Annotated in this window: 29 protein-coding genes (1 of these 29 cut by a window edge); 21 read left to right on the plus strand and 8 right to left on the minus strand. The window is 30.8% G+C overall.

The features are described 5' to 3' along the window. Positions 1 to 1,336, minus strand: the 5' portion of a protein-coding gene (locus ABXT66_RS00375; protein ID WP_443643684.1) for a GMC family oxidoreductase. 278 nt of this gene lie to the left of the window's left edge; the window shows 1,336 of its 1,614 coding nt (coding positions 1-1,336); its start codon is at positions 1,334 to 1,336; its stop codon lies beyond the left edge, outside the window. Between the two features lie 17 nt (positions 1,337 to 1,353). Beyond that, positions 1,354 to 2,685: an NAD(P)H-dependent oxidoreductase gene (locus ABXT66_RS00380; RefSeq protein WP_443643685.1), complete on the minus strand. Its 1,332-nt coding sequence runs from the start codon at positions 2,683 to 2,685 to the stop codon at positions 1,354 to 1,356. A gap of 144 nt (positions 2,686 to 2,829) precedes the next feature. Between ABXT66_RS00380 and ABXT66_RS00385 the strand changes: the two genes are divergently transcribed. The 4 genes from ABXT66_RS00385 to ABXT66_RS00400 all read left to right on the plus strand — a co-directional run bounded on the left by ABXT66_RS00385 (position 2,830) and on the right by ABXT66_RS00400 (position 6,859). Continuing rightward, positions 2,830 to 3,387, plus strand: a complete 558-nt coding sequence (locus ABXT66_RS00385) for a GNAT family N-acetyltransferase (protein ID WP_443643686.1) — start codon at positions 2,830 to 2,832, stop codon at positions 3,385 to 3,387. Then, the gene (locus tag ABXT66_RS00390; protein ID WP_443643687.1) at positions 3,350 to 3,781 is read left to right on the plus strand and encodes a hypothetical protein; all 432 of its coding nucleotides are present in this window, start codon (positions 3,350 to 3,352) and stop codon (positions 3,779 to 3,781) included. The genes ABXT66_RS00385 and ABXT66_RS00390 overlap by 38 nt, the downstream gene beginning before the upstream one ends. Positions 3,782 to 4,118: 337 nt before the next feature. Further along, positions 4,119 to 6,188 carry a tetratricopeptide repeat protein gene (locus ABXT66_RS00395; protein WP_443643688.1) on the plus strand — a complete coding sequence of 690 codons (2,070 nt, stop codon included), beginning with the start codon at positions 4,119 to 4,121 and terminating at the stop codon, positions 6,186 to 6,188. After that, a complete protein-coding gene (locus ABXT66_RS00400) occupies positions 6,188 to 6,859 on the plus strand; it encodes an acylneuraminate cytidylyltransferase family protein (RefSeq protein ID WP_443643689.1) in 672 nt (223 codons plus the stop codon). Before ABXT66_RS00395 ends, ABXT66_RS00400 begins: the two co-directional genes overlap by 1 nt. A gap of 85 nt (positions 6,860 to 6,944) precedes the next feature. Here the strand turns inward: ABXT66_RS00400 and ABXT66_RS00405 are convergent, their stop codons facing one another. Then, complete coding sequence (locus ABXT66_RS00405; RefSeq protein WP_443643690.1) at positions 6,945 to 7,925, minus strand: porin; 981 nt, start codon at positions 7,923 to 7,925, stop codon at positions 6,945 to 6,947. Between the two features lie 397 nt (positions 7,926 to 8,322). Here ABXT66_RS00405 and ABXT66_RS00410 point away from each other — a divergent pair, with 397 nt between their 5' ends. Next, on the plus strand, positions 8,323 to 8,826 hold the full coding sequence (locus tag ABXT66_RS00410; protein WP_443643691.1) for a DUF3576 domain-containing protein: 504 nt from the start codon (positions 8,323 to 8,325) through the stop codon (positions 8,824 to 8,826). A 189-nt stretch (positions 8,827 to 9,015) separates the two neighbouring features. Further along, a complete protein-coding gene (locus tag ABXT66_RS00415) occupies positions 9,016 to 9,921 on the plus strand; it encodes an NAD(P)-dependent oxidoreductase (RefSeq protein WP_443643692.1) in 906 nt (301 codons plus the stop codon). Between the two features lie 15 nt (positions 9,922 to 9,936). Here ABXT66_RS00415 and ABXT66_RS00420 read toward each other — a convergent pair whose 3' ends face one another. Next, positions 9,937 to 10,227 carry a DUF1330 domain-containing protein gene (locus ABXT66_RS00420; RefSeq protein WP_443643693.1) on the minus strand — a complete coding sequence of 97 codons (291 nt, stop codon included), beginning with the start codon at positions 10,225 to 10,227 and terminating at the stop codon, positions 9,937 to 9,939. 87 nt (positions 10,228 to 10,314) lie between these two features. On the opposite strand from ABXT66_RS00420, the gene ABXT66_RS00425 reads away from it, so the two are divergent. The 4 genes from ABXT66_RS00425 to ABXT66_RS00440 are packed head-to-tail and all read left to right on the plus strand — an operon-like array spanning position 10,315 to position 12,614. After that, positions 10,315 to 10,746: a PaaI family thioesterase gene (locus ABXT66_RS00425; protein ID WP_443643694.1), complete on the plus strand. Its 432-nt coding sequence runs from the start codon at positions 10,315 to 10,317 to the stop codon at positions 10,744 to 10,746. Between the two features lie 9 nt (positions 10,747 to 10,755). Beyond that, on the plus strand, positions 10,756 to 10,908 hold the full coding sequence (locus ABXT66_RS00430; RefSeq protein WP_443643695.1) for a DUF2256 domain-containing protein: 153 nt from the start codon (positions 10,756 to 10,758) through the stop codon (positions 10,906 to 10,908). 34 nt (positions 10,909 to 10,942) lie between these two features. Continuing rightward, positions 10,943 to 11,104 (plus strand): TIGR03643 family protein, encoded by a 162-nt coding sequence (locus ABXT66_RS00435; RefSeq protein ID WP_443644705.1) that lies wholly within the window; start codon positions 10,943 to 10,945, stop codon positions 11,102 to 11,104. After that, positions 11,091 to 12,614 (plus strand): deoxyribodipyrimidine photo-lyase/cryptochrome family protein, encoded by a 1,524-nt coding sequence (locus tag ABXT66_RS00440; protein WP_443643696.1) that lies wholly within the window; start codon positions 11,091 to 11,093, stop codon positions 12,612 to 12,614. The genes ABXT66_RS00435 and ABXT66_RS00440 overlap by 14 nt, the downstream gene beginning before the upstream one ends. A gap of 7 nt (positions 12,615 to 12,621) precedes the next feature. On the opposite strand, the gene nth is transcribed toward ABXT66_RS00440, so the two are convergent. Then, positions 12,622 to 13,275 (minus strand): endonuclease III, encoded by a 654-nt coding sequence (nth, locus tag ABXT66_RS00445; protein WP_443643697.1) that lies wholly within the window; start codon positions 13,273 to 13,275, stop codon positions 12,622 to 12,624. A 70-nt stretch (positions 13,276 to 13,345) separates the two neighbouring features. On the opposite strand from nth, the gene ABXT66_RS00450 reads away from it, so the two are divergent. The 7 genes from ABXT66_RS00450 (at position 13,346) to ABXT66_RS00480 (ending at position 18,056) form a co-directional block, all read left to right on the plus strand. Continuing rightward, positions 13,346 to 14,035, plus strand: a complete 690-nt coding sequence (locus tag ABXT66_RS00450; protein ID WP_443643698.1) for an AzlC family ABC transporter permease — start codon at positions 13,346 to 13,348, stop codon at positions 14,033 to 14,035. Beyond that, complete coding sequence (locus ABXT66_RS00455; protein WP_443643699.1) at positions 14,032 to 14,349, plus strand: AzlD domain-containing protein; 318 nt, start codon at positions 14,032 to 14,034, stop codon at positions 14,347 to 14,349. Before ABXT66_RS00450 ends, ABXT66_RS00455 begins: the two co-directional genes overlap by 4 nt. Before the next feature lie 20 nt (positions 14,350 to 14,369). Next, positions 14,370 to 14,738 carry a hypothetical protein gene (locus ABXT66_RS00460; protein WP_443643700.1) on the plus strand — a complete coding sequence of 123 codons (369 nt, stop codon included), beginning with the start codon at positions 14,370 to 14,372 and terminating at the stop codon, positions 14,736 to 14,738. Positions 14,739 to 14,800: 62 nt separating this feature from the next. Beyond that, the gene (locus ABXT66_RS00465; protein WP_443643701.1) at positions 14,801 to 15,316 is read left to right on the plus strand and encodes a TIGR00645 family protein; all 516 of its coding nucleotides are present in this window, start codon (positions 14,801 to 14,803) and stop codon (positions 15,314 to 15,316) included. Between the two features lie 48 nt (positions 15,317 to 15,364). Continuing rightward, positions 15,365 to 16,318: a hypothetical protein gene (locus ABXT66_RS00470; RefSeq protein ID WP_443643702.1), complete on the plus strand. Its 954-nt coding sequence runs from the start codon at positions 15,365 to 15,367 to the stop codon at positions 16,316 to 16,318. Positions 16,319 to 16,397: 79 nt separating this feature from the next. Then, positions 16,398 to 17,756: an acyclic terpene utilization AtuA family protein gene (locus tag ABXT66_RS00475; RefSeq protein ID WP_443643703.1), complete on the plus strand. Its 1,359-nt coding sequence runs from the start codon at positions 16,398 to 16,400 to the stop codon at positions 17,754 to 17,756. Then, positions 17,757 to 18,056, plus strand: a complete 300-nt coding sequence (locus ABXT66_RS00480) for a DUF4387 family protein (RefSeq protein WP_443643704.1) — start codon at positions 17,757 to 17,759, stop codon at positions 18,054 to 18,056. It abuts the gene before it with no gap. Here ABXT66_RS00480 and ABXT66_RS00485 read toward each other — a convergent pair. Then, a complete protein-coding gene (locus ABXT66_RS00485; RefSeq protein ID WP_443643705.1) occupies positions 18,051 to 18,848 on the minus strand; it encodes an alpha/beta fold hydrolase in 798 nt (265 codons plus the stop codon). The genes ABXT66_RS00480 and ABXT66_RS00485 overlap by 6 nt on opposite strands. Positions 18,849 to 18,977: 129 nt before the next feature. Between ABXT66_RS00485 and ABXT66_RS00490 the strand changes: the two genes are divergently transcribed. Beyond that, positions 18,978 to 19,412: a plastocyanin/azurin family copper-binding protein gene (locus tag ABXT66_RS00490; RefSeq protein WP_443643706.1), complete on the plus strand. Its 435-nt coding sequence runs from the start codon at positions 18,978 to 18,980 to the stop codon at positions 19,410 to 19,412. Positions 19,413 to 19,484: 72 nt separating this feature from the next. Then, on the plus strand, positions 19,485 to 19,907 hold the full coding sequence (locus tag ABXT66_RS00495; RefSeq protein ID WP_443643707.1) for a VOC family protein: 423 nt from the start codon (positions 19,485 to 19,487) through the stop codon (positions 19,905 to 19,907). Positions 19,908 to 19,911: 4 nt separating this feature from the next. On the opposite strand, the gene ABXT66_RS00500 is transcribed toward ABXT66_RS00495, so the two are convergent. Then, a complete protein-coding gene (locus tag ABXT66_RS00500; RefSeq protein ID WP_443643708.1) occupies positions 19,912 to 20,574 on the minus strand; it encodes a carbonic anhydrase in 663 nt (220 codons plus the stop codon). A 98-nt stretch (positions 20,575 to 20,672) separates the two neighbouring features. Here ABXT66_RS00500 and ABXT66_RS00505 point away from each other — a divergent pair, with 98 nt between their 5' ends. Further along, positions 20,673 to 21,446, plus strand: coding sequence for an MOSC domain-containing protein (locus tag ABXT66_RS00505; protein WP_443643709.1), 774 nt, complete (start codon positions 20,673 to 20,675; stop codon positions 21,444 to 21,446). 510 nt (positions 21,447 to 21,956) lie between these two features. Here ABXT66_RS00505 and ABXT66_RS00510 read toward each other — a convergent pair. Further along, the gene (locus ABXT66_RS00510; protein WP_443643710.1) at positions 21,957 to 22,562 is read right to left on the minus strand and encodes an SCO family protein; all 606 of its coding nucleotides are present in this window, start codon (positions 22,560 to 22,562) and stop codon (positions 21,957 to 21,959) included. A 292-nt stretch (positions 22,563 to 22,854) separates the two neighbouring features. Here ABXT66_RS00510 and ABXT66_RS00515 point away from each other — a divergent pair, with 292 nt between their 5' ends. Further along, the gene (locus ABXT66_RS00515) at positions 22,855 to 23,214 is read left to right on the plus strand and encodes a hypothetical protein (RefSeq protein ID WP_443643711.1); all 360 of its coding nucleotides are present in this window, start codon (positions 22,855 to 22,857) and stop codon (positions 23,212 to 23,214) included. The last annotated feature ends 4 nt before the right edge of the window (positions 23,215 to 23,218 follow it).

The raw sequence follows: 23,218 nt of genomic DNA on the forward strand, positions 1-23,218 counted from the left end.
TCAGATAAGGCTGAAGTGGAGACGTTAATAAAAGATTTCTTCCAATTTTAATGGATTTTAATAATACATCTACATCATAGGGATCAGATAAATAATTAGGATTTATTATTGGTGGTTCATGTATGTTTTTTGAATTTATTTTTACATAACCATTACTTTTTGGTCTTGTTTGCCAAACACCTAAGGTCATTCCTGATACTTTATCCAAAAGACCAACAGTTCCTTCTTTAAAGCTTGCAGGTGACATAACATATTCAAGGTCTGGAATCCTGAGTTTTGATGAAGATTTAGTAAAAACATGAACTAATGAAGGACTGACTGACAAAACGCTTGGTCTCTTAATAACCCATTTAAATATTTCGTATAAAAGTGGTGGCCCTTGTGCAATAGAATTAAAGGTCTTAATATTTTGTAGGTAAGAGACCATTCTAACCCCATAATGATCTCTTAAATTATTACCAACACCTTTTAAGTCATTTATTACTTCAATACCCTTTTCAGATAATAAAGAAGCTGGACCAATTCCTGACAGTTGAAGTATTTTAGGAGTATTAATAGCTCCTGCACAAAGTATTATTTCTTTGTTTGCTTTCAAGACCTTTAAGTCATCTGAGTTTTTATAAATATAATTAATCCCAATAGCTTTGTTATTTTTCAGAATAATTGAAGTCACTTGTGCGTTTACTTTGATTTCAACATTTTTTTTGTTTTGAATAGGTTTTAAAAAAGCTTTTGAAGAACTGTATCGCAAACCATTGAATATAGCTCTTTGAAAATATCCTGAACCATATTGGTTTCCACTATTATAATCCTCGTTTCTTGGGATGCCTAATAAGTCTGTGCCTTTTAAAAATGCTTCACAAAGGGGGTGAATAAGGTCTAAATCAGTTATGGGTAATTCACCTTTACTTCCCCTACTATCAGACATCTTACTTGATATTCTATTTTCAGATTTCATAAAATAGGGAAGAACATCTTTATAACCCCAACCAATATTCCCTAATTTTTCCCAATTGTCATAGTCATATTGTTGTCCTCTAACATAATTCAGGCCGTTTATGGAACTTGATCCACCAAGAACACGACCCTGAGGTAAAGAAAATGATCGAAGATTTGTATGAGGAGAAGGTTCTGAAAAAAAATTCCATGTTAACTTTTTTGAAAAAATATTTTTAATGTAACCTGCAGGAATATGAATGTATGGGTTAGTGTCTTTGGGACCAGCTTCTAAAAGACATACAGTTGAACCATTAGCGCTCAATCTATTAGTCAAAATAGAACCAGATGTCCCTCCTCCAATCACGATATAATCAAATGTATTGTTATTATCACTCATATACTAACTATTGAAAATTATAGATTAAAATTATCTTCCATTTCTTTTCGAAGATTATACGCCATAAGATTAGGATCTACTTTGACATCGTTCCAGGTAACAATCTGTCCATCATTAATGGGGTTTATTAGAGAAACATTGTGAGCAAGGCCAAGAGGTAAGTAATTATTTTTAATAGATTTTGATGCCGGTCTAATTCCACCAGAGACGGTGTAGCCCCCTTCGCCATCTAATATCTCTCCAACCTTTAGATTACGTTTAGCTATAGCAACACAATCTGCATTAAAACAGATTGATGCTCCAGTTGCTTCTTTTCTTATACCAATTGAAGCAATTGAAATTGCAAGCTCTAATCCAATCAAATGCCATCTTTTGTATAACGACATATATTGACCAGAAGGATCGGTAACTACTTTATATTCCTCAAAACAATTTTTTAAATATTCAGTATCAGCTTCAAAAACTACCCATACACCTTTTCTAATATCATATGGTATTTGTTTTCCGTCGGGTGTCAGGCATGAAACAACATCAACCATGCCCTTATTCTCTAATATACCACCTTCGGATATTGGTCGCATTAAAGTTGGTATGTCATCTATTCCTCCAGAAGGAAAAATCAGACCATTTGATGGTGAAGATAAATTTGCTGTGTTTGCTATAGCAACACTTTCAATGGATGGCTTAGATCCATCTAGAAATGCATTAAACATTTTAGGATTAAGTCGACCTCTTTCAGCTTGTTCTTTGGTTAAACCCCAATAGTCCCAAACAGTATCAGGTGTAGATTTTTGATAATGTTTAAGCCATTTATGGCCTCTACCTGCAGCTACAACATTGAACCCACAAGTTCTTGCCCAATCAACTAGTTCACATGTAAGAGCTGGTTGATCTCCGTATGCCATACTATATATAACTCCGGCGTCCTTAGCTTTTTGTGATAAAGCAAATCCACAAAATGCATCTGCCTCAACAGTTACATTAATAACATTTTTTTGATTTTTAAAAGCTGACAGACAATGCTTAACTGCAGAGATTGGGTTTCCAGTACATTCAATAATAATTTCAATTGATTCATGAGAGACTAATGCTTCCCAATCATCGGATATAAATGTTTTCCCAGTAGAAAATGCATTTGATAAATTGCTAATATCAAAAATAGATGTGTCCCAGCCAACCATTTGCATGTTCGATCTAGCATTTTCAGGGTAAAGATCAACAACACCAACAATATGAATTGATGGTATTTTTAGTGCTTGCGCAAAAAACATTGTCGCGAACTTTCCAGCTCCAATTATTCCAATTGTTATTGGTTTTGATCTACTATTTAACAACGTAAAAAGGTTCATTCTAAATTCCTAAAATTAATTACATATCATAATTAATTTTAAGATCATCGCGGTTATATAAGAATACCCCCTTCATATTTTGGATAAAAAATAATGTATGCTAAAATTTAAAAGTTGAATTAGAAAAAGTTTATGGTTGGATTTATGGATATTAAAAATCAATTAGAGAATAAAAATTTTATATTAAGGCAACTAAATAATAATGATTTTGATTTATTATATAATATTGGAAAAAATAAAAAGATTTGGGAACAACATCCTGAAAGTGACAGATGGAAAAGAGAAAAATTTAATATTTTTTTTAATAATGGAATAAAAAATATATTTGGCCTTTATGGAATTTATGACAAATCCAAAAACACTATAGTTGGATCTACTAGATACTACTCATATTCCAAGAAAAACAATTCTATAAAGATAGGCTTTACATTTTTAACACCAGAATATTGGGGCACCGACACAAATTTACAAATTAAAACATTGATGTTGGGATACGCATTTAATTATGTAGAAAATATTTATTTTGATATAGGTAAAAACAATATTCGATCAAGAAAAGCTATTGAGAAAATAGGTGCAACTTTGCACTCAGACGCTGACATAGGTAATGTGCTGTATATTTTAAGATTTGAAGACTTAAAAGTGATAAATTTAGGGGTTATTGATGAAATTAAGAAAAACAGATCCATGGAAGCCAGCTAGTGATTATTCTAGAGAACTTAGTGGGCTAACAGTAAATCTATTGGTAAATAACATTAGTAAAGCATCTGAATTTATTACAAATGTAATTGAAGCGAACATTATTTATCAAGATATTGATTTTGCTGCAATTGAAGGTTTTGGAAGCAAGTGGTGCTTCCATGCAGATCACACTTATTATAAACATCCTTTGACAAGTTTTATAAACAAAAAACAAAAAAGAGGAAACGGTATTGAATTAAGACTGTTAGGTTGTAATCCAGATAAAGCAGAGATGAGAGCGAAAAAGTATGGTTTTAAGGTAATAAGTAAATCTCAAGATAAACCGCATGGACTTAGAGAATGTTATATCATTGATAATTTTGGATATTGTTGGGTGCCTTGTGAAAAAATATAATTCTATAAGATAGTTAAAGTGGCTAACTATGTGACTGACCACAAACATAAACCTATATATAACCTCAAAACGTAGTGAAAATGTTAAGCTGATAACTTGAATGTTGCAGTCTCAAATCGGGTTTCTGCAAACAACTTGTTCAATAAAATAAGTAATTTACAATAATCTCGAGATATTTATTTTTTGGCTATTTTGTGCTTTTAGCCTGATAAGGACCACAGAATGATTTAAAAGTGATTAATATATGTCAGTTATTAAAATTAAATAATTTTTTTTGAGAGTAATTAGAAAGAATAACATTTGTTTTTTTTCATGTTGTGGCTTAATTATATGTCTTATGTTAAATAAATTGTCCATAGATCAAGCCCTTATAAAGGCAAAAACATATATAAATAACGGCAAATTTACTGAAGCTCAAGAGCTTTACCAATCTGTTTTGCGCGCTTTTCCTAAAAACTTAAGAGCCAAACAGGGATTAATTGACTTAAAAAAGTATAAAAATAAGAATTTAGAAAACCAACCCTTGGATGTAATTAATAATCTTTTAAATCTATATCATCAAGGAAAGTTTATAGATGTTATTAAACATGCTAGATACATTTCATCAAAAAATTCAAACGCATTTGAAATTTGGAGCATAGTAGGAGCATCAGCGGCCCAAATTGGGATGCTGGATGAAGCTTTAAAAGCTTTTAAAGAAGTTATAACACTTAAGCCAGATTCTGCAGAAGCATACAGTAATCTGGGCAATGTATTAAAAGATCAAGGTAAACTAGAAGATGCTGTTAAGGTCTTCGAAAAGGCGATTCTTCTTAAACCTGACTTTGCAGAAGCCTTCAACAATTTGGGAATTGTTCTTCACGCTCAAGGTCATGTTGATGAAGCAATCAATTCATATAAGAAAGCGACTTCACTTAAGCCAGACTATGCAGAAGCTTACGCTAACTTGGGTCTTATTTTAAAGGCGCAAGGTAAGTTTGATGAAGCTTTTAAAGCCTTTAAAGAAGTTATAACTCTTAAGCCAGACTATGCAGAATCTTACACTAACTTGGGTCTTATTTTAAAGGCTCAAGGTAAATTTGATGAAGCTTTAAAAGCTTTTAAAGAAGTTATAACACTTAAGCCAGATTCTGCAGAAGCATACAGTAATCTGGGCAATGTATTAAAAGATCAAGGTAAACTAGAAGATGCTGTTAAGGTCTTCGAAAAGGCGATTCTTCTTAAACCTGACTTTGCAGAAGCCTTCAACAATTTGGGAATTGTTCTTCACGCTCAAGGTCATGTTGATGAAGCAATCAATTCATATAAGAAAGCGACTTCACTTAAGCCAGACTATGCAGAAGCTTATAGTAACATGGGTAGTGTTTTACAGGATCAAGGAAAGTTGGAATTAGCAATAGAGGTTGTTAAAAAGTCAATCTCATTAAACCCTAATAGTTCTGAAGGGCATTTAAATTTAAGTTTTATGCTTCTTAATAACGGTAAAATTAAGGAAGGACTCGATGAATATGAATGGCGCTGTGAAACAGCTAGGGGCTTGTCCAGGCATCGATCATTTTCACAGCCTTTATGGAATGGAAAAGATAGCTTAAAAGATAAAAGGATCCTTCTTTGGTGTGAACAAGGTATTGGAGATACTATTAATTGGGCTTCTTGTTTGTTACTTGTGAGTTCTCAGGCTAAAAACTGTATTCTGGAGTGTCAGGATAAATTAATCCCTTTGCTAAAACGTTCATTTCCAAAAATTGATATTAAGTTTGAAAATAGAAAGTTAGATGAGCATAGAAATGATTTTGACGTTCATTTGCCAATGGGCAGCCTTTACAAGAATTTTGTTAAAGAAATTTTAAATAATAAAAAAGTAGAGTCTTTTCTTGTCCCAGACCCAATTAGGGTTAATTTTTGGAAAAAACGTCTTAAATCTATAGGCAAAGGTCCTTATATCGGCATTAGTTGGAAAAGTTCTAATTTAACAAGTGAACGAAGTCAAAATTATACTCCAATCTCTGCTTGGTATCCTTTACTTAAAATTCCTGGTATTACCTTTTTAAACTTACAATACAAAGATTTTGCAAATGATTTGGAGTTAATACAATCCAAAATCGGCGTTAAAGTCCATAATTTCGATGATTTAGATCATTACGATGATATAGATGATGTAGCCGCTTTTTGCGCAGCACTTGATATGGTTGTATCAACAAAAGTCACACCATCATTAATCTCAGCAGGGGTTGGAACTGCAACTAAGCTAATGAATTGGCGACAAAGTTCATGGAATAACCTTTTGATGAACCCAAGAGGTCCTAATATTGATATATTCGAAAGAAATACCTGGGAGACATGGGATAATGTGATTGATTTAGTTACAGAAGATGTTTTAAAATTTACTAAAAACTGGAGTTACTAATGAATAAAATCGCAGTAATACCTGTAAGATCAGGTAGTAAGCGTTTACCAAAAAAAAACTATAAATCCTTTAACTCTAAAAATTTAGCTCAAATTGCAAGAGATAAATGTTTAGCTTCTGGTATTTTTGATAAAGTCATAATCAGTAGTGATGATCCGGTTTTTAAAGAGCTTATAAATTGTAATGAAGTTGAATTTTTACAAAGATCAGATAATTTAGCTAATGATTTTGCAACAACAGATATGGTGGTTGACTTTTTCTTTGATAAGTTTCCTTTTTGCGAATCTATCCTTTGGGTTAACAGTGTTAGTCCGCTGCAGTCCATAGAAGATATTAAAAAATGTGGACTTCAGTTGAATATGCCTGATGTAGACTGTGTTATGGCAGTCAACACATTGTATCAACATTGTTGTATTGCGAATGAACCTCTCAATTTCAATCCCAATAAATCCTTTGAAAAAACTCAAGATCTTCAGCCTATTCAAAGATATATCTACAGCTGTATGGGTTGGAAAAGATCGACTTATGTAGATAATAGAAGCAGAGGTTTTAAAGGTTTATTTCCTGGAAAAATAGGGCTTGTTGAGGTAAGCGTTCTTGCAGGAATGTTAGTTAAATACGAGGAAGATTTTATTCTATGTTCAAAAATTGACCAGGCTATGGGTAATTGACTACAAGTGGAAGTGTAACTTAAAAAACCAGCTTAGGGTTAAATTCAACGACGCTTTAGAAACTAAAGCGTCGTTAAATATTTATTTAGAATGCTGCCTTTAGCATAAATGAACTAATTGTTCCTGAGTCAGCTGTATTTGATGCGTTAGCTGATCCAGTACCAATTTTATAATCATAGTCAGATACAGTAACAACCGCGCTTAAACCAGAAGCAATAGAATAAGCTGCTTCATAGTGATTAGCTGTGAACTCTTCACCAGTTTGTGTAGCACCATCATCTTCAACAGTAACAGTAGCAAAACCTAAAGAAAGACCACTTGGTAGAGTATAAGCTACACCAAAAGACTGACCAGATTGTTCTTCAGTAGATGCTTCGTAACTCATTGTGTTAGCAACAAATGTAATGCCATTCATTACAACTTTAGCACCAATTGTTGTAGCGTCTTTATCTTCAGTTGCATTTTCTTCAGTTTCATTTGTATAACCGATTGTTATAGCAGCTCCATTAGCTTCCATGGAATATTGTGCACCAAAAGAAGTTGTATCGGTAGATGTATTAGCTCCTGAGTCAGCAAATGATACACCAGCTGAAAATCCACCCATTGCTGGTAACATGTAAGTGACTTTATTATCATTACCATCTAACTGCGAACCTGTGTCTTGCTTGATAGTGTTTAGAGTATTTAGAGTACCTGACATGCCGTGCTCTTCAGCTACTAAATCTTTTCCATCAATAGCCATGGCATCTGCAACACCGTCAGTATTACCAACAGTTATCTTACCAAAACCACCTGAAATTGACATTGAGTTATCGTCAACACCACCAGTACCAGCGTTTAAGTCAGCGTTAAAAGTAATTGTTAATCCACTGTCAGTTTTGTTAGTGAAATCAATATTAATTTCGTCCGCCATACTCATTGAAGTTCCGTTAGTAGCAGCATTGTCTGTGTCACCAGAAATCATCTCCCACTCAACAGTACCAGAAATATTTACGTCAGCTATTGCTGCAGAACTTAAAAGTGCTGCACCAGCTAGAGCTGATGTAGAAAGTAAAAATTTTCTCATTTTAATCTCCTTAAAAGACTGTTAGTTTAAATTAAATTTAAAATTGCAAAACAATTAAAAACCACCAAAAAAACATTGGTATTTACCTATTACAACAAACTATATATGGTTTACAGAAAAAAAGTGTAAAAAATGATGTTTTTTTGTAAATGAGTGATATTTTTGCAACAAACTAAGTAAGACTTGTTTATGTATGGGTAATAAAGTATATGGTCTGGTAATAATGGAGTAAGTATTTTTTAAAAACAAAATATTATTTAATTATAAACTTAATATAATTGTTGCTATTATATCACATTAATAAAATATAAATTTTAAAATAACGAAATATATTAAATGTCATTGATGTATTGCAGAAAAATGATAAAACTTAAATAACTACTTAAAGTGAGTAACTATGAATTATAATTTACCAATTTTATTTATACTTTTATTGATGACATCTGCTTGCTCAAGCAATAGAGCTTCAGTAACAAATCCAATTACTGGTGAGAAGTCAAACCCTGGACTTTTTTCTAAGGATGCCAGTAAAGGAATATCATTAGATGAAATTTTAAATCCTCAAATCAAAGATAATGTGGGCGCAAATATAAATGGTTACCTTTGGAGAGCATCTTTAAACATTTTGTCTACTGCTCCTTTAATTTCCACTGATGCTTTAGGAGGAGTTATAATTACAGATTGGTATGTTGATAAAAATAGTAAAAATGAACGTCTGAAAATAACTGCTTTTATTAAAACGGCTGAGTTAAAATCAAACGGTATAGGTGTTAAAGTTCATATTCAAAGCTTCAAGGATGGTTTTTGGTCTGAAACGTATACTAATAAAGACCTAGAGACAAAAATTGAAGACAATATTTTAAACGAAGCTAGAAACCTTAGAAACAATTCAAAAAAATAATTTAAAATTATATAAACCTTTATTTATAACAAAATTTTATAGTTTAAATTTTCAAATTTAGGATCGATTTTAAAAAATATTGATTTTTTTGGATCGAATGCGTATTAGATTTTTATGTTGTTATCTGCTTGTGATAGTATGCATTTGTAAGTATATTTATACAAAAAAAACTTATCGAAAATATGGATTATGAAAATTAATACAAAAATCAATAGTAAAAATTTATCTGTTGGCTTTATAGGCGCTGGTAATATGGGTTTGCCAATGATTAAAAATCTAATTAAAGCCGGATTTAATGTTAAAGTTTTCGATTGGAACATAAAAGTTACAAAAAAACTGGATAAGGAAAAGATAATAGCAGTTAACAATTTAAGGGCTATAGCTAAAAGTGACTTTATAATTTCAATGCTTCCTAACACCACAGATGTCGAAAGTGTTTTTAATAATGAAACTGGCATTAATCAATTTTTGAGTCCAGGTACCATAATTATAGATATGAGTACCATTTCTTCAACTTCTTCAATACAGATTGGAAAAATTTTACAAAAAAAACAAATTGAATTTCTTGATGCACCTGTTAGTGGAGGTGTTAAAGGCGCAACTAACGGCACTTTATCTATTATGGTTGGTGGTAAAAAAGAAATTTATAAAAAATCTTTAGATATTCTTAATTCGATGGGTAAAAATATAATATACGCTGGGAAATCTGGTATGGGACAAATTTTTAAAATGTGCAATCAAATAATGGTTGGATCTCATATTCAAGCTATGTGTGAAGCGTTTGCATTATGTAAATCTAAAGGAGGGAATTTGGCTCTTTTAAGAGAAACCCTCATTGGCGGTTCAGCTAATTCATGGATGTTAGAAAATTTGGGAAACGCAGTTATAGACAAAAATGAAAAAGCAGGTTTTAGGATAGATTTACAATTAAAGGATTTAAAATTAGCTAGTGACGCTGCTTTTGAAGGCGGGGTGCCATTACCAGGCCTATCTCTAGTTTTGGCTTTATACCTTGAAACAAGAGCCCATAACGAAGGAAAAAACGGAAATCAATCCTTATTTAAGGCATATGACAGGATGACTAACCAAAATTAAGTTACTTAATAATAATTATTTACCTTCAAAAATTCTAATATCTCTGTCTGCGCCTCCATCTAGAGCTTTAAGTGCCTCTTGATATTCTGGACTATTATAAGCTGACTTAGCTTTTTCAAAACTTTCGAATTCTATAAGAACTGTTTGTTGAACAAGGCCATTTTCATGTGCATCTATTATGTTAGTGGATGCTAAAATTTTTCCACCAGCCTTAACAAAAGCTGGGGTAGCAAGTGCGAGGTAAGCCTCTCTTTTTTGCGGATTTGCTGGTGATCTATGGGCGCTCAAAAAATAACCTTTGGCCATGTAAACTCCTCTTTCAAATAAATTATGATTGTTATATAAATTATACTGACCTAATTCAAATTACCATTAAAAAAAGGAATAATTTTTATGGACAAATTATATTTAGAAAGGTCTATGAAAAGGGCTAAATCTGGAGGTACATTTAAATTTTTTCAGACAAAATTTTTAGGTGTTCAAAATGATATTTATAACTTTGAATTAACATTTACATCTGAAAGCTTAAATCCTTTCAAAACCGTGCAAGGAGGTATGATAGCAAGTGCACTAGACGAAGTAACATCAATTAGTGTAAATATATTAACTAAAGATGAGTTCTTACCTAGTTCAACAGATATTCATATTACTTTTCATAGGCCTTTAATATCAGGGAAAGTATTGGGAACGGCTAAAATTATAAAACTAGGTAAGACAATTGTATCTATTGAAGGTAGATTATATTCTAGCAACGGAAAAGTAAGTGCCACTGCTTTACATACTGCAGTTTTAAAAAAAACATCTGTACTTGATATTAGTGTTTAGGATCTCCAAATGACAAGAAAGGAAAACCTTCCTTCAAAAATTTGTATAACTTGTAACAAGCCTTTTTCATGGCGAAAAAAGTGGAAAAAGGTATGGGATGAAGTGAAATACTGTAGCGAAAAATGTAGGCGTAATAAATCAAGGAAAGATTTTGAAAAATAATTTTAATTCAGCAGATATTAACAGTGTTATAGAAATGGCTTGGTGTGATAAAACTAGTTTTGATTCTATTCAAGATCAAACAGGTTTGGCAGAAAAAGAAGTTATAAAAATAATGAGATCTAATCTAAAAAGATCTAGCTTTAAAGTTTGGAGAGAAAGGGTATACGGTAGAAAAGCCAAACATGAAAAAAAATGAAATCCAAATTGTTTGGTTTAAAAGAGATTTAAGAATAAGCGATCATAAACCAATTTACCAAGCATCCACTAGTAAAATACCATTGTTACCAATTTATATTGTTGAACCAGAGTACTGGAAACAACCATTTGCTAGTAGAAGACATTGGCATTTCATTCATGATTCTTTAATAGAGTTACGACAAGATTTAAAACAACTTGGTCAGGGTTTGATTGTAAGAGTGGGTTCAGTTGTTGACATATTTAAAGAATTTTCAGATCATCATTATATCAAAAATATTTATGCACATGAAGAAACTGGTAATCAATGGACTTATAACAGAGATATTAAAGTTCAAAAATGGTGTAAAAAAAATAACATTATATTAAGTGAATTTCCAACAAATGGTGTGGTAAGAGGATTAAAAAATAGATCTGAATGGTCTAAAATTAGAAAAACAAGAATTCATGATGCATTAATCAAAACACCTCAAAGATTGACGGCGTTAATAGGCGTGGAAGAAGGTGCTATTCCAGAAAAAAATGATCCTATTTTTAAAAATAATTTCAACGGAAAAGTTCAAAAGGGTGGCAGAATAGAAGCCTTAAGTATTTTAGAGAGTTTTTTGAATGATAGAGGTAAAGGTTATCTGTTTAATATTTCAGCCCCTGGAAAATCTGAGATAACTAGTTCTCGTATATCAGCTCATTTAACTTGGGGAACAGTTTCTTCAAAAGAAGTACAAAATGTGATCAATATAAAAAAAGAAAACTTGTTAGATAATGAAAAAAAGGTGTGGCAAAAAAACTTAATAGCGTTGAGTTCTCGTCTGTCATGGAGATGTCATTTCGTACAAAAATTAGAAACACAACCCTCGATAGAGGTTCGATGTATGCACCCTCTTTATGAAGGTCTTAGAGAAAAAGAATTTAACAATGAATTTTATACCGCATGGGAAGTAGGTAAAACTGGTTATCCATTCATAGATGCTTGTATGAGAAGTTTAAATTATAATGGTTGGATTACATTTAGAATGAGGGCTATGTTAGTAAGTTTTGCAAGCTATAATCTTTGGCTAGATTGGAGGATAACTGGTTATCATTTAGCTCAAACATTCACAGACTACGAGCCAGGTATTCATTACAGTCAATTGCAAATGCAATCAGGTGTTACTGGAATAAATACAGTAAGAATTTATAATCCTATAAAACAGTCATATGATCATGATCCTCACGGTATATTTATAAAAAAATGGGTTCCTGAACTCAAAAATATATCTGAAACCTGGATACACGAACCTTGGAAAATGGAATTAAGCACCCAAAAAACAACAAAATGTATTATAGGAAGAAACTATCCCGCTCCAATCGTTGATTATACTATATCAATAAAAAACGCAAGATCACGAATAGCAGAGATTGTCAAAAAAGATGATTATAAAGATAAATCTAAGGTAGTTTTAAACAAAATGGGCAGTAGAAAAAGAACTAAAATTTCAAAGAATAGTAACCCTCAATTACAGTTGTTATAATAAAAAACTAACTTTTTTTAGCTTTAAATGGTTTTTTTCGGTTGGGATAACAGGTAGTGCATATTTCACAAATAGTTCCATCACATGACCAAGCAGAGCAAAACTCACGGCCATAAAATATGATTTGAAGATGTAACTTATTCCATTTTTCAGGTGGAAATAGATTTTTTAAGTCTTTCTCTGTCTCTTTAACATTTTTGCCTTTTGTTAAGCCCCATCTTTGAGCAAGTCGGTGTATGTGTGTGTCAACTGGGAATGCAGGTAAACCAAATCCCTGAGATATAACAACACTTGCTGTTTTATGACCAACTCCTGGGAGCTTTTCCAACTCATTTATATCTTTGGGTACAATACCATCAAATTTATCAACAAGTATTTTTGATAGATCTAGAATAGCCTTTGATTTCTTTGGAGCTAAGCCACATGGTCTAATAATGTCATATATGACTTTTAGATCAACTTTTTCCATTTCAAACGGATTATTTGCGATTGCAAATAATAAAGGAGTTACTCTGTTAACGCGCTCATCAGTACATTGTGCACTTAGCAGAACAGCTACCAATAATTCAAAGTTATTATTATTGTTAAGTGGAATTGGAGTTTTGGGATAAGTTGACTCCAAATGATCCATAATAAACTTTACTCTTTCAGATTTTAACATTTAACTCTTCCTAAAAATCTTTTATCTATAAATGATGCATTTTAATAATTTTTTTGGTTATAAGTAAATCATGAACAAATGGATAATTTTCAGGCAAGGTGTTTTAGAAGAATTGCCTTTACAATTAGGTGTGTTTCCATTTGGTATTATATATGGGATCATGGCAATTGAAAGTGGTTTAACTCCTCTCCAATCTTTTTTAATGTCATCAATAATATTTGGAGGCGCAAGTCAGATTGTTTTCGTTCAGTTAATATCTAGTTCTTCATCAATTCCTATAATTTTAACGTCTATAACTGCGATCAACTCAAGACATTTTTTATATAGTTTGTCTATGTATGATTTTTTAATAAAGCTTAAGTTAAAATGGCGTATAATATTAGCTTATTTATTAACTGATGAAGCATATGCTGTCTCAATAAGAAAATTTATGAAAGAACCAAATAATTCTTTACTGCGTTATCATCTTTTAGGAACGGGATTAACTTTATTTACATCATGGCAAATGGCAACTTTAACTGGCATATTGTTAGGAGGTAATTTACCGCAATTTTTAGATTTAAGCTTTATTATTCCTCTGACATTTCTAGCTATTATTGTACCAATGATAAATTCAATATCCATGTTTTTTGCAGTGCTAAGCTCTGGAATTTCATCGTTATATTTTAAAAATTTAGAATTAAGTTTATGGATTTTACTTGCTGGGATAGTTGGTTTATTTGTAGGATTTATTACAAGAAAATTGGATAAAAAAGAATGACGTGGTTGACTATTGTCTTATGTGGATTTTTTACATTTTTAATAAGGTTCATTCCATTATCAGGTATAATATCAAAAAAACTATACCCTAATATTAAATCCTCACTCCAATATATTCCCTTGGTTGTTTTAACACCAATAATATTTAATGGATTGTCAATTTTTGAAAATAACATCATTTCTATTTCAGAAAACTTTAAATTATATTCAGCTATCATAGCTGTTTTGGCAGCCATAGTTTTTAATAATGTTTTAATTACTATAACGTTAGGAATGTTAAGTTTTTTATTGATGTCAAATTTTTTAAACATATAGTTTATAGTTAGGAGAGTGTTGTGAATAAAAAGATTTTAGGTTTAAATGAATGTGCTAAAGACTGCCATAAAGCAGCAGTGACAGGTGGTTGGTGGCATGACAGTCAAGGAAACAAGAAAGAAAGAAATATAGGTGAACTTTTGTGTTTAATTCACTCCGAAATAAGTGAAGCTATGGAAGGTGCAAGAAAAGGGTTAATGGACACTCACCTTAAACATAAATCAATGATGGAAGTAGAGCTGGCAGATGCTATAATAAGAATTTTTGATTTAGCTGAATCCAAAGGTTTTAATTTGGGGGAAACTATATACGAAAAACTTGAATATAATAAGTCTAGAGCTGATCATAAAATTAAAAATCGTCTCAAAGAAGGTGGTAAGAAGTTTTAGTAACTTTAATTGAAATTAACAAATTAAATGTTATACTATCTTCGACATAAAAAGGATTAGAAATGAGAGAAACTTTAGAAAAAAATTTAGAAAAAGGTTTGTTTGCAAGCAGGTGGTTTATTGCGCCTGTCTATATAATACTCGCCATATCTCTTGGTATAATAACTCTTAAAGTTATTCAAGAATTTATACATGTTGTACCTGAAATGTTTTCAATGACTGTTAGAGAGGTGATGTTATTTGTATTACATGTTGTTGATTTGGCTCTAGTTGGAAATTTAATTTTGATGATTATATTCGCAGGATATGAAAACTTTGTTTCTAAAATAAGCGCAGCTGAAAATAGTGAAGACAAGCCAAGTTGGATGGGAAAAGTTGATTTTAGTGATCTAAAGTTAAAATTAATAGCTTCAATTGTTGCGATTTCAGGTATTAATTTATTAGAAATTTTCATGGATATTGAAAGTGTTCCAGATAGAGAAGTACAGTGGATGATTATTGTGCATTTAGTATTTATAATTTCAGGTGTTCTTTTAGCTGTCATGGATTTTATAGCATCAAAAACTTCAAAACATTAAAAGTTTAAATCTATATCTTTTAATTTAGTTAACTTTTAAAGGTCTAAAATGAACTCTCTAGTATCAAACATGATGTCTATTGACGATCATGTAGATAAGATTAATGAGGCTAAAAATAAAGTTCAAAATGGAATATTTGAAATGGCGGAGGCTATTACTGACGCTGTAAATCAGCTAGATGGCAGACAAGCAGAATTATCTGAAAAGCTTGGGATGTCGAAAGGTACTATTTCAAAATGGGTTTCAATTGGTTCAAATACACGTTTAGTAAAAATGAAAGATAAAGCTCCTTTATCATTTAATTCTCTTTATCAATTAAGCTCCTTGGATAATCAATATAATAAAATTTACGGACAAAAGGTAGCTGAAAAGAAATTTCTTGAGTTATTCGAGAATAAAAAAATAACTCCTTTATCTCAAAGAAATGACATAGATAAAATTATAAGATCCCAAAAACAAACAATAACAAACAAAACAAGAGATAACAAAGAAAGCATAGTAACTCATCCTGAAGGTCAAGTGAAAACTCCAGTGAATTCAGAAATGAAATTACAAGTTTTGATTAAATCAAATCTTTTTTTTAATACAATAATTGTTGTTCCATCTTTCAATCAATTAGAGAAATGGAAATATACAAGGAGCGACATTAATGAAGATTATCCCCTCAGAAACCTAGAAAATCCAGATAAAAATATTCTTCAGCAGTGTATTATTAAGGTGAAGGCTAGAGATATAGATGTGGCTATGTTGTGTCTTGATAATTGGGGGTATAATTATAGTAATATTTTAATTCCAAATCAGAAAAAAAATGCTCTAGTAAGTATACATAATGAATATGTTGTCATTAGGGGTGAAAGAGGCAGGCCAAAAGATATTAATTCTGTTATTAAGTCAAATAACAGTGTTGACCTGATTAATTATGCGGAAAACATAGGGGCAGAACCTTTTTTGTTTGTAGGAGAAATCATAAAAGCAAAAAATTGGGTTTATTGTGTGGGTTAATTTTTTAAGTTTCTCATGAGAAACAGTTTTGATAATTAATATTCCTTGTTACTTTTTTCATATATTATAATGTAATTAAATGACCATTACTAAAGTATTAGTACCATCAGGAGTTCTTGGCTTAGGGTTTGATATAGAAGCCTTAAGGCGTGGTATAAAACACAAACCTGATATAATAAGTATTGATGGGGGTTCTACTGATAGTGGACCTGCGTCATTAGGCTCAGGCACATCTAAATATTCCCGTGCAGCTATCAAATCAGAGTGGAAAACACTTATGCAAGCAAGAAAGGAAGCAAATGTCCCCTTAATTATTGGCACTTGTGGTACTTGTGGTACTAACTCAATGGTAGACTGGATGGAAGAAATTACAATTGAGTTAGCCAAAGAGTTAGGTCAATCTCTAAAAATTGCTAAATTATATTGTGAACAAAACATAGAGTTTTTAAAAAGTAATTTTAAAATTAACAAAATTTTCCCATTAGAACCTGCACCAAGTTTAAACGTTCACCTATTAGATGATTTATCTCATGTCGTTGCTCTTGCAGGGGCCGAGCAAGTTATAGAAGCGATTAATACAGGTGCTGACATAATATTAGGAGGAAGAACAACGGACACAGCAATAATATCTGCTTTACCGTTAATGAATGGTGTTGATCCGGGTTCTGCTTGGCATGGAGCTAAAATAGCAGAATGTGGTGCATTATGTTCAAGCAACCCAACTTCTGGTGTAGTATTAGTAGAATTTGATAAAACTTGTTTTAATGTTGAGGCAATGTCAGATAGTGCAATTTGTTCTCCTGAAACTGTTTCTGCTCATATGTTGTATGAAAATGCCGATCCTTATATTTTGTACGAACCAGGTGGATATATGGACGTAACAAATGCGTGTTATCAATCTATTAATTCAAGAAAAGTTCGAGTAGAAGGTAGTTTGTGGGTTTCATCTAAAAAATATACAGTAAAATTAGAAGGAGCCAGAGTATCAGGATATCAAACCTCTCTGTTAGTATTGTTAAGAGATAATGATTACGTTAAAAATGCAATAAAATGGACTGAAAAACTTTCAATTTTTTTAAGTAAAGAAATTAAGCAAAGAATGAATTTAGATACCCATGAATATTCATTAAATTTTAGGCATATAGGTTTAAATGCCGTTCTTGGTGACTTAGAAAAAAATATTGGAAACCCAAGAGAAGTTGGTGTTTTGTGTATCATCACTTCAAAAAATCCTAATGTATGTACAGAAATAGCAAAATTAATTAACCCGTTTCTGTTACACTTTCCGTTAACAGTTGATGAGGAATTGCCAACTTTTGCTTTTCCATACTCACCAGTCCATTCAGATAGAGGTTGTGTTTATGAATTTGCTTTACATCATGTCTTAGAGTTAAATGACCCAATGGATGCATTCCAAATTAAAACCTTAGAGGTTTAAATGTATTTACTTGGAGATAAAGTTAAAAAAATAAGATCAAAAAATGCAGGTCCTTTCTGGATAACAATTGATATTTTTTGTGGATCAAAGCAAGCTTTCAAAGAAGTTCGACATAGCTTAGATAACATTCAGATATCACAATTATTTGAAATACCAGGGCAAACTTTAAAGAGATTTGAAATTGAAAGTTTAAATGTAATTAAGTTTTCATTTCCTAGAAAAGTCATTCAAGGTCATATTCATGATAGAGATATGCATGGAGCCCAATTAGCTGTGCTACTATCCGAATTACGTCTATAATTCATAAATCCACTCTGACATTATATCATTAACAATTTCAGGTTTTTCTATCGTAATATAATGACCAGTTCTCTCAAATAATTCTATTCGGATTTTGAAATTATATGATTTGATAAAGTCAATGTAAGAGACTTGATCTTTTTTGAGGATTGGAGATCGTTCCATTTTCTTATCTAATTTTGTACTATGCAGAATTAAAATAGGTAATCTTAAGTTACTTAGATTTTTTTCAACGCAATGACTGTCATACCAGATGGCATTTCTCCTAAGTGGAAGTGAAAAATTTTCTGGTATATTAATAGCTCGTTCAATCACTCTACTTTTGTGTTTATCAAAATTTTTAGAAAAAAACATAGAGGAAAACATATTTTTTAAAACAGATGAATAAGTATCTTGACGTATCGACCTTTCAAATGTTTCAAGTGTTTTAAAATATGTTTCATAATTAGAAAATCTACTACCGTCTACCAAAACTAATCCAAAGCAGTTTTTGATTTTATTCGCTACATCAATTGCTAATCTTGTACCCATGCTGTGACCGGCAATTATTATTTTATTATATTTTTTCTTATTAAGAATATTTACACAATCATTGGAAAGCTGCTCTATGCTCATTGGCCTGTTGTTATAGTTTAGTCCATCATGACCTCGAAGCATTGGAGCAATTACTGTAAATTGATTAGAAAAAAAATTAATTTGATCAATCCAGTCCTCAGGTCCACTGCAAAATCCATGAATTAGGAATAGGCAATCGGAGGAGTTGCCTTTTTCAATATATTTTATTTCATCCATATGACTTACCTCATCTTTAAATGGAAATACTAACTCTTTCTAAAAAAGAAATATATTAAAGTTTTAAACAAGGTTTAAATTTACAAAACTAAACATTATATATTGAATATAATAAAACAGAGGTAAAAAATGTCACTTAAACAAATTCTATCAATATCCACAATTCTAACTATTTCCTTTTTATCAAATTTTGCGGTCGCACAAAATCATACTATTGATATGTTAAACAAACTTGGTAAAGAAAGGATGGTTTATTCTAAGAAAGTCATTTCAATTAATCTTAATGATGAAATCTCATGGAAGTCAGTTGACAAGGGTCATAATGTTGAATTTATTGGTATGCCTGATGGCGTTACAAAATATAAATCTAAAATAAGTAAAGATGCAAATTATACATTCAAAAAACCTGGTGTTTATCTTTATCAATGTACTCCTCATAAGGCTATGGGAATGATAGGTATTGTAGTAGTAGAAAATGATAAAAGTAATTTAGATAAAATTAAAAAAATTAAGGTTTATGGAAAATCAAAGAAACTACTAAAATCCTTAATAAAAAACTTATAATTATATCAACATTCAGTTATAATGTGTTTTAATTAAACAACTAAACTTTATACATTTTAGAGGAGAAAATTAATGACCAATTGTTTTCATTTAGCCATACCCGCTGGAAACATTAAAACAGCATTAGGATTTTATTGCGACATTTTAGGCTGTGAAACTGGAAACCAGGAAGAAGGTCGATGGATAGATATTAACTTTTGGGGTAATGAACTCACTCTTCATGAAACTAAAACTAAGCAAGTAAGAGAGCGTCATGATGTTGATATGGGTGATGTTTGTGTTCCTCATTTTGGCGTTCACCTTGAAGCTAAAGATTTTGCTGAAGTTAAAAAAAGAATTGAGGCCAGTGAAATCGACTATTTTGACAACCCCTACAGAAGGTTTGTTGGTTCAAAATTTGAACAAGAGACTTTTTTTGTAGAAGATCCAAATGGTAATGTTTTGGAGATAAAAACTATGTCAAATCCTGAAATCTTATTCGAAGTTGCTTCTTAAACTTTTAAACCAAAATAAAATCATTGCTTTCGTTGTCATAGGACATTAATTCTCCCTTTCCTATGTTATGCCATAGTCCGTGGATACTAAGTGAACCATCCGAAATTCCTTTTTGAATAAATGGAAAAGTTGTTAAATTTTTAACTGAGGTTAATACAGCCTCCTTTTCCAGTTTATTTATTATATCCTCATCAGGAAGTTCTTTTGATACTTCATTAAAACTTGTTCTAAGAATTTCTAGCCAAGATGCAACAAAGTTACTATCTTCTTTTAAACTTGGATTTTTCCCAGAAAAGTAATCATAACTCGCCTTAACTCCGCCACATGTAGAATGTCCTAGAATTATAATATGAGGAATTTTCAGGCTTTTAACGGCGTATTCAATGGCAGCAGAAGTGCCATGATAATCTTCATCTTTTTTAAAAGGAGGGACAAGGTTTGCAATGTTTCTATGAATAAAGAATTCTCCTGCGTCTGATCCAAAAATAGATGTAACGTGAACTCTACTATCACAACAAGAAATTATCATGGCTCTGGGATGCTGACCGTCTTCAGCTAATTTATGATACCAGCTTTTGCTATTTGCAAAAGTAGTTGCTTTCCAGCCATAATAACGTTGAACTAGATAATCTGGCAAAGGTTTTAAAATAGGTAAGTTCAGCTTCATCTCCGATTTTTATTTTAAAAACGTGGCATTAATATATGTATACTATAATACTAATCTTAATAGGAACTTAAAAAGAAAAAATAAATAGATTAATGAATATGATTAAAAATATTATTAGATATCCTATAAAAGGTCTATCAGGAGAGTATCTTGATAAAATACTATTAGAGGTAAATCAAACAATCCCAGGAGATAGAGAGTATGCTTTTGCAAGATTTAATACAAAATTTGACCAAAATAATCCTGTTTATTTAAGAAAGACAAATTTTTTAGCATTGGTGAAAGAAGAAAAATTAGCCAAACTCACTACAATATTTAATCTTAAATCTAAGCAATTTATAATCAAGATTGACAATAATATTGTAGTAGATGAGAAACTCACCAATAAAAACAACATAAATAAAGTTGAAATTTTTTTTCAAGATTATTTAGGCATGTCAAAAGAAGAAAAGCCAAGGCTTGTGAAAGGCATTAAAGCTAATAAGACTAATCCAACACACTCATTTTCAGACATCCCTGATAAAGCTATATCTATAATTAATTTAAATACAGTGTTGGAGTTACAGTACAAATTAGGCAAGCAAATTTCAGCTTCCAGATTTAGAGCTAATATTTTAGTTGATGGTGTAAATGCATGGGAAGAATTTAACTGGATAGGAAAAAAGATCTATGTTGGAGATGCTATCTTAGAAGTTTTTAAAAGGACACAAAGATGTGCTGCAACTAATGTAAACCCAGATAATGGACAAAGAGATATAAATATTCCAAATCAAATTAAGTCATATTACGGACATGTAGATTTAGGCATATATGCCAAAGTAACTAAAGGTGGGTTAATTTCTATTTTAAACAAATTATATATTAGTGACTAAAGCAGTTTAACAAATTAATTAAGGAATTTTATTGAAAGATTTTGTAAAAAAAAAAATAGTTTTAAAAATATGGGTTTTATAAAATTCTGGTTAATTTCCTCTCTTTTTTTTATGACTTTTCCCTTATCTTTAATTTTTTGTTTTCTTTATTTAGGCACAACAAAAACAAAACAATTCCTAATAGTTTTAGCAAATGATTTTTTGCAAACTCTTTTAATATTATTTATAACCTTATCAATAATGATTTATTTTATTTTTGATTATATAAGTAATTTTTTTTAATCATTTACTTTGGCAACTTAGATTTTGGATTGATAGCCAAAACTAATGTCATTAAACATAATAAAAATTTTGGTTTGGGATATTCCTGAAAATTTATATTAACCAATAAAGCAAGATGTAATTTAACTTTAACATGGGAAAAATAAAAGAAACGCAAAAGTTTTACTTAAATTTCTTTCCTCAGATTTAATTAGAAAAAAAAATTAAAGAGTTTGGTTGTCGGGTTAATTAATCTTTACTGAGTTTAACTATTTTTTGAATTATAGAATTTTCACTCTCACCCCAAGAGATAGTTCCTTTATAATTACCCTTTTTGTCGAGCATAAAAACAGTTGCGGTATGGTTAAAAGTATAATCGTCTTTTGAAGATGAGATCTTTTCGAAAAACACGCCCCAATTATCTGCTAGTTTTTTTATATCCATAATTTTACCAGTTATTCCAATAACATTTTCATTAAAATTACTTATGTAATCTTTTAAGTATTCTTGAGTATCGCGTTGAGGGTCTAAGGTAATGAAAATTATATTAGTAGTTATTATTTTTGATTTTAAACTTTCAGTAACTTCTGACAGTTGACTTAATGTTGTTGGGCAAATTTCTGGGCAATGAGTAAATCCAAAAAAAATTAATGACGGTTGATTTTCTAAAGTTTTAGCAACAAACCTACTGCCTGTGTGATCAACTAAATTTATATTGTTTATTATCTGTGAAATATTTTTAGGAGTATTCTGTCGCGACAAATATTCAGCAAAAAAGAAAGTAGAGGTTAAAATGACAATAAATGACATTATAATCGTTGCAAGAAGAATGTTTTTTTTCAATTTCCAGGTCATGATAATTTAACCAAAATGTTAATGTGCCTCATTTGTATGAGATAAAATAGAAATTGTCATTGAATAAATGTTAAACAATAAGATAAAAAGTCATTTGCTAAATTACTATTCCTTGCCATAAAAGGAAGGAGCCAGACAACGATTATGGCAGCTAAAATCCAGAAAATAAAAAGTAAGATAGTTGTTTTTTTCATTATAAAATTTATTAAAATTATTTACAAAAATATGATAGATTATTTTTAATATAATTAAAAATAATTTACTGTTTAATAAGAATAATCAAGGGTCCTTAATGAAACTATTTTATTTAACAATTATTTTCATAATTTATTCGCTTAATTCTTACGCACAAGATTTCTCTTGTATTGATAAAAAACATGGTCGTTTATCTAAAATGACTTTAGAGAATGAATTAATTAAATATGAGGATGAAAAAGGTAATCCAGCAGAGTATAAAGTTATTGATAATTCTGAGAAAATGTTGATGGCTATAAGTAAAGGAACTGGAGAAAATGACCCTATTCTTAATTATATATTCATCATAAAAAATCAATCACTAGCCTATAATGCTATTTTGAGATCAATCAAAGACAGTTATAACGAAATTTACACTAACAACATTGTTTTAAAGTGCATTGGTAAAGTAGATTAAAAAT

Origin of the sequence: Candidatus Levibacter sp. Uisw_134_01 (assembly GCF_047717795.1) — a bacterium.
Classification (GTDB): Bacteria; Pseudomonadota; Alphaproteobacteria; order Puniceispirillales; family Marisalimonadaceae; genus Marisalimonas.

What these genes read in the sequence shown, in the direction of transcription:
- ABXT66_RS00380 (WP_443643685.1), bottom strand. Translation starts at nt 2,685, where the DNA reads ATGAACCTTTTTACGTTGTTAAATAGTAGATCAAAACCAATAACAATT.
- ABXT66_RS00485 (WP_443643705.1), bottom strand. Translation starts at nt 18,848, where the DNA reads ATGGATGAAATAAAATATATTGAAAAAGGCAACTCCTCCGATTGCCTA.
- ABXT66_RS00405 (WP_443643690.1), bottom strand. Translation starts at nt 7,925, where the DNA reads ATGAGAAAATTTTTACTTTCTACATCAGCTCTAGCTGGTGCAGCACTT.
- ABXT66_RS00510 (WP_443643710.1), bottom strand. Translation starts at nt 22,562, where the DNA reads ATGACCTGGAAATTGAAAAAAAACATTCTTCTTGCAACGATTATAATG.
- ABXT66_RS00410 (WP_443643691.1), top strand. Translation starts at nt 8,323, where the DNA reads ATGAATTATAATTTACCAATTTTATTTATACTTTTATTGATGACATCT.
- ABXT66_RS00515 (WP_443643711.1), top strand. Translation starts at nt 22,855, where the DNA reads ATGAAACTATTTTATTTAACAATTATTTTCATAATTTATTCGCTTAAT.
- ABXT66_RS00450 (WP_443643698.1), top strand. Translation starts at nt 13,346, where the DNA reads ATGAACAAATGGATAATTTTCAGGCAAGGTGTTTTAGAAGAATTGCCT.
- ABXT66_RS00420 (WP_443643693.1), bottom strand. Translation starts at nt 10,227, where the DNA reads ATGGCCAAAGGTTATTTTTTGAGCGCCCATAGATCACCAGCAAATCCG.
- ABXT66_RS00430 (WP_443643695.1), top strand. Translation starts at nt 10,756, where the DNA reads ATGACAAGAAAGGAAAACCTTCCTTCAAAAATTTGTATAACTTGTAAC.
- ABXT66_RS00425 (WP_443643694.1), top strand. Translation starts at nt 10,315, where the DNA reads ATGGACAAATTATATTTAGAAAGGTCTATGAAAAGGGCTAAATCTGGA.
- nth (WP_443643697.1), bottom strand. Translation starts at nt 13,275, where the DNA reads ATGTTAAAATCTGAAAGAGTAAAGTTTATTATGGATCATTTGGAGTCA.
- ABXT66_RS00475 (WP_443643703.1), top strand. Translation starts at nt 16,398, where the DNA reads ATGACCATTACTAAAGTATTAGTACCATCAGGAGTTCTTGGCTTAGGG.
- ABXT66_RS00435 (WP_443644705.1), top strand. Translation starts at nt 10,943, where the DNA reads ATGGCTTGGTGTGATAAAACTAGTTTTGATTCTATTCAAGATCAAACA.
- ABXT66_RS00490 (WP_443643706.1), top strand. Translation starts at nt 18,978, where the DNA reads ATGTCACTTAAACAAATTCTATCAATATCCACAATTCTAACTATTTCC.
- ABXT66_RS00385 (WP_443643686.1), top strand. Translation starts at nt 2,830, where the DNA reads ATGGATATTAAAAATCAATTAGAGAATAAAAATTTTATATTAAGGCAA.
- ABXT66_RS00390 (WP_443643687.1), top strand. Translation starts at nt 3,350, where the DNA reads ATGAAATTAAGAAAAACAGATCCATGGAAGCCAGCTAGTGATTATTCT.
- ABXT66_RS00400 (WP_443643689.1), top strand. Translation starts at nt 6,188, where the DNA reads ATGAATAAAATCGCAGTAATACCTGTAAGATCAGGTAGTAAGCGTTTA.
- ABXT66_RS00465 (WP_443643701.1), top strand. Translation starts at nt 14,801, where the DNA reads ATGAGAGAAACTTTAGAAAAAAATTTAGAAAAAGGTTTGTTTGCAAGC.
- ABXT66_RS00505 (WP_443643709.1), top strand. Translation starts at nt 20,673, where the DNA reads ATGATTAAAAATATTATTAGATATCCTATAAAAGGTCTATCAGGAGAG.
- ABXT66_RS00455 (WP_443643699.1), top strand. Translation starts at nt 14,032, where the DNA reads ATGACGTGGTTGACTATTGTCTTATGTGGATTTTTTACATTTTTAATA.
- ABXT66_RS00415 (WP_443643692.1), top strand. Translation starts at nt 9,016, where the DNA reads ATGAAAATTAATACAAAAATCAATAGTAAAAATTTATCTGTTGGCTTT.
- ABXT66_RS00500 (WP_443643708.1), bottom strand. Translation starts at nt 20,574, where the DNA reads ATGAAGCTGAACTTACCTATTTTAAAACCTTTGCCAGATTATCTAGTT.
- ABXT66_RS00495 (WP_443643707.1), top strand. Translation starts at nt 19,485, where the DNA reads ATGACCAATTGTTTTCATTTAGCCATACCCGCTGGAAACATTAAAACA.
- ABXT66_RS00440 (WP_443643696.1), top strand. Translation starts at nt 11,091, where the DNA reads ATGAAAAAAAATGAAATCCAAATTGTTTGGTTTAAAAGAGATTTAAGA.
- ABXT66_RS00480 (WP_443643704.1), top strand. Translation starts at nt 17,757, where the DNA reads ATGTATTTACTTGGAGATAAAGTTAAAAAAATAAGATCAAAAAATGCA.
- ABXT66_RS00395 (WP_443643688.1), top strand. Translation starts at nt 4,119, where the DNA reads ATGTTAAATAAATTGTCCATAGATCAAGCCCTTATAAAGGCAAAAACA.
- ABXT66_RS00470 (WP_443643702.1), top strand. Translation starts at nt 15,365, where the DNA reads ATGAACTCTCTAGTATCAAACATGATGTCTATTGACGATCATGTAGAT.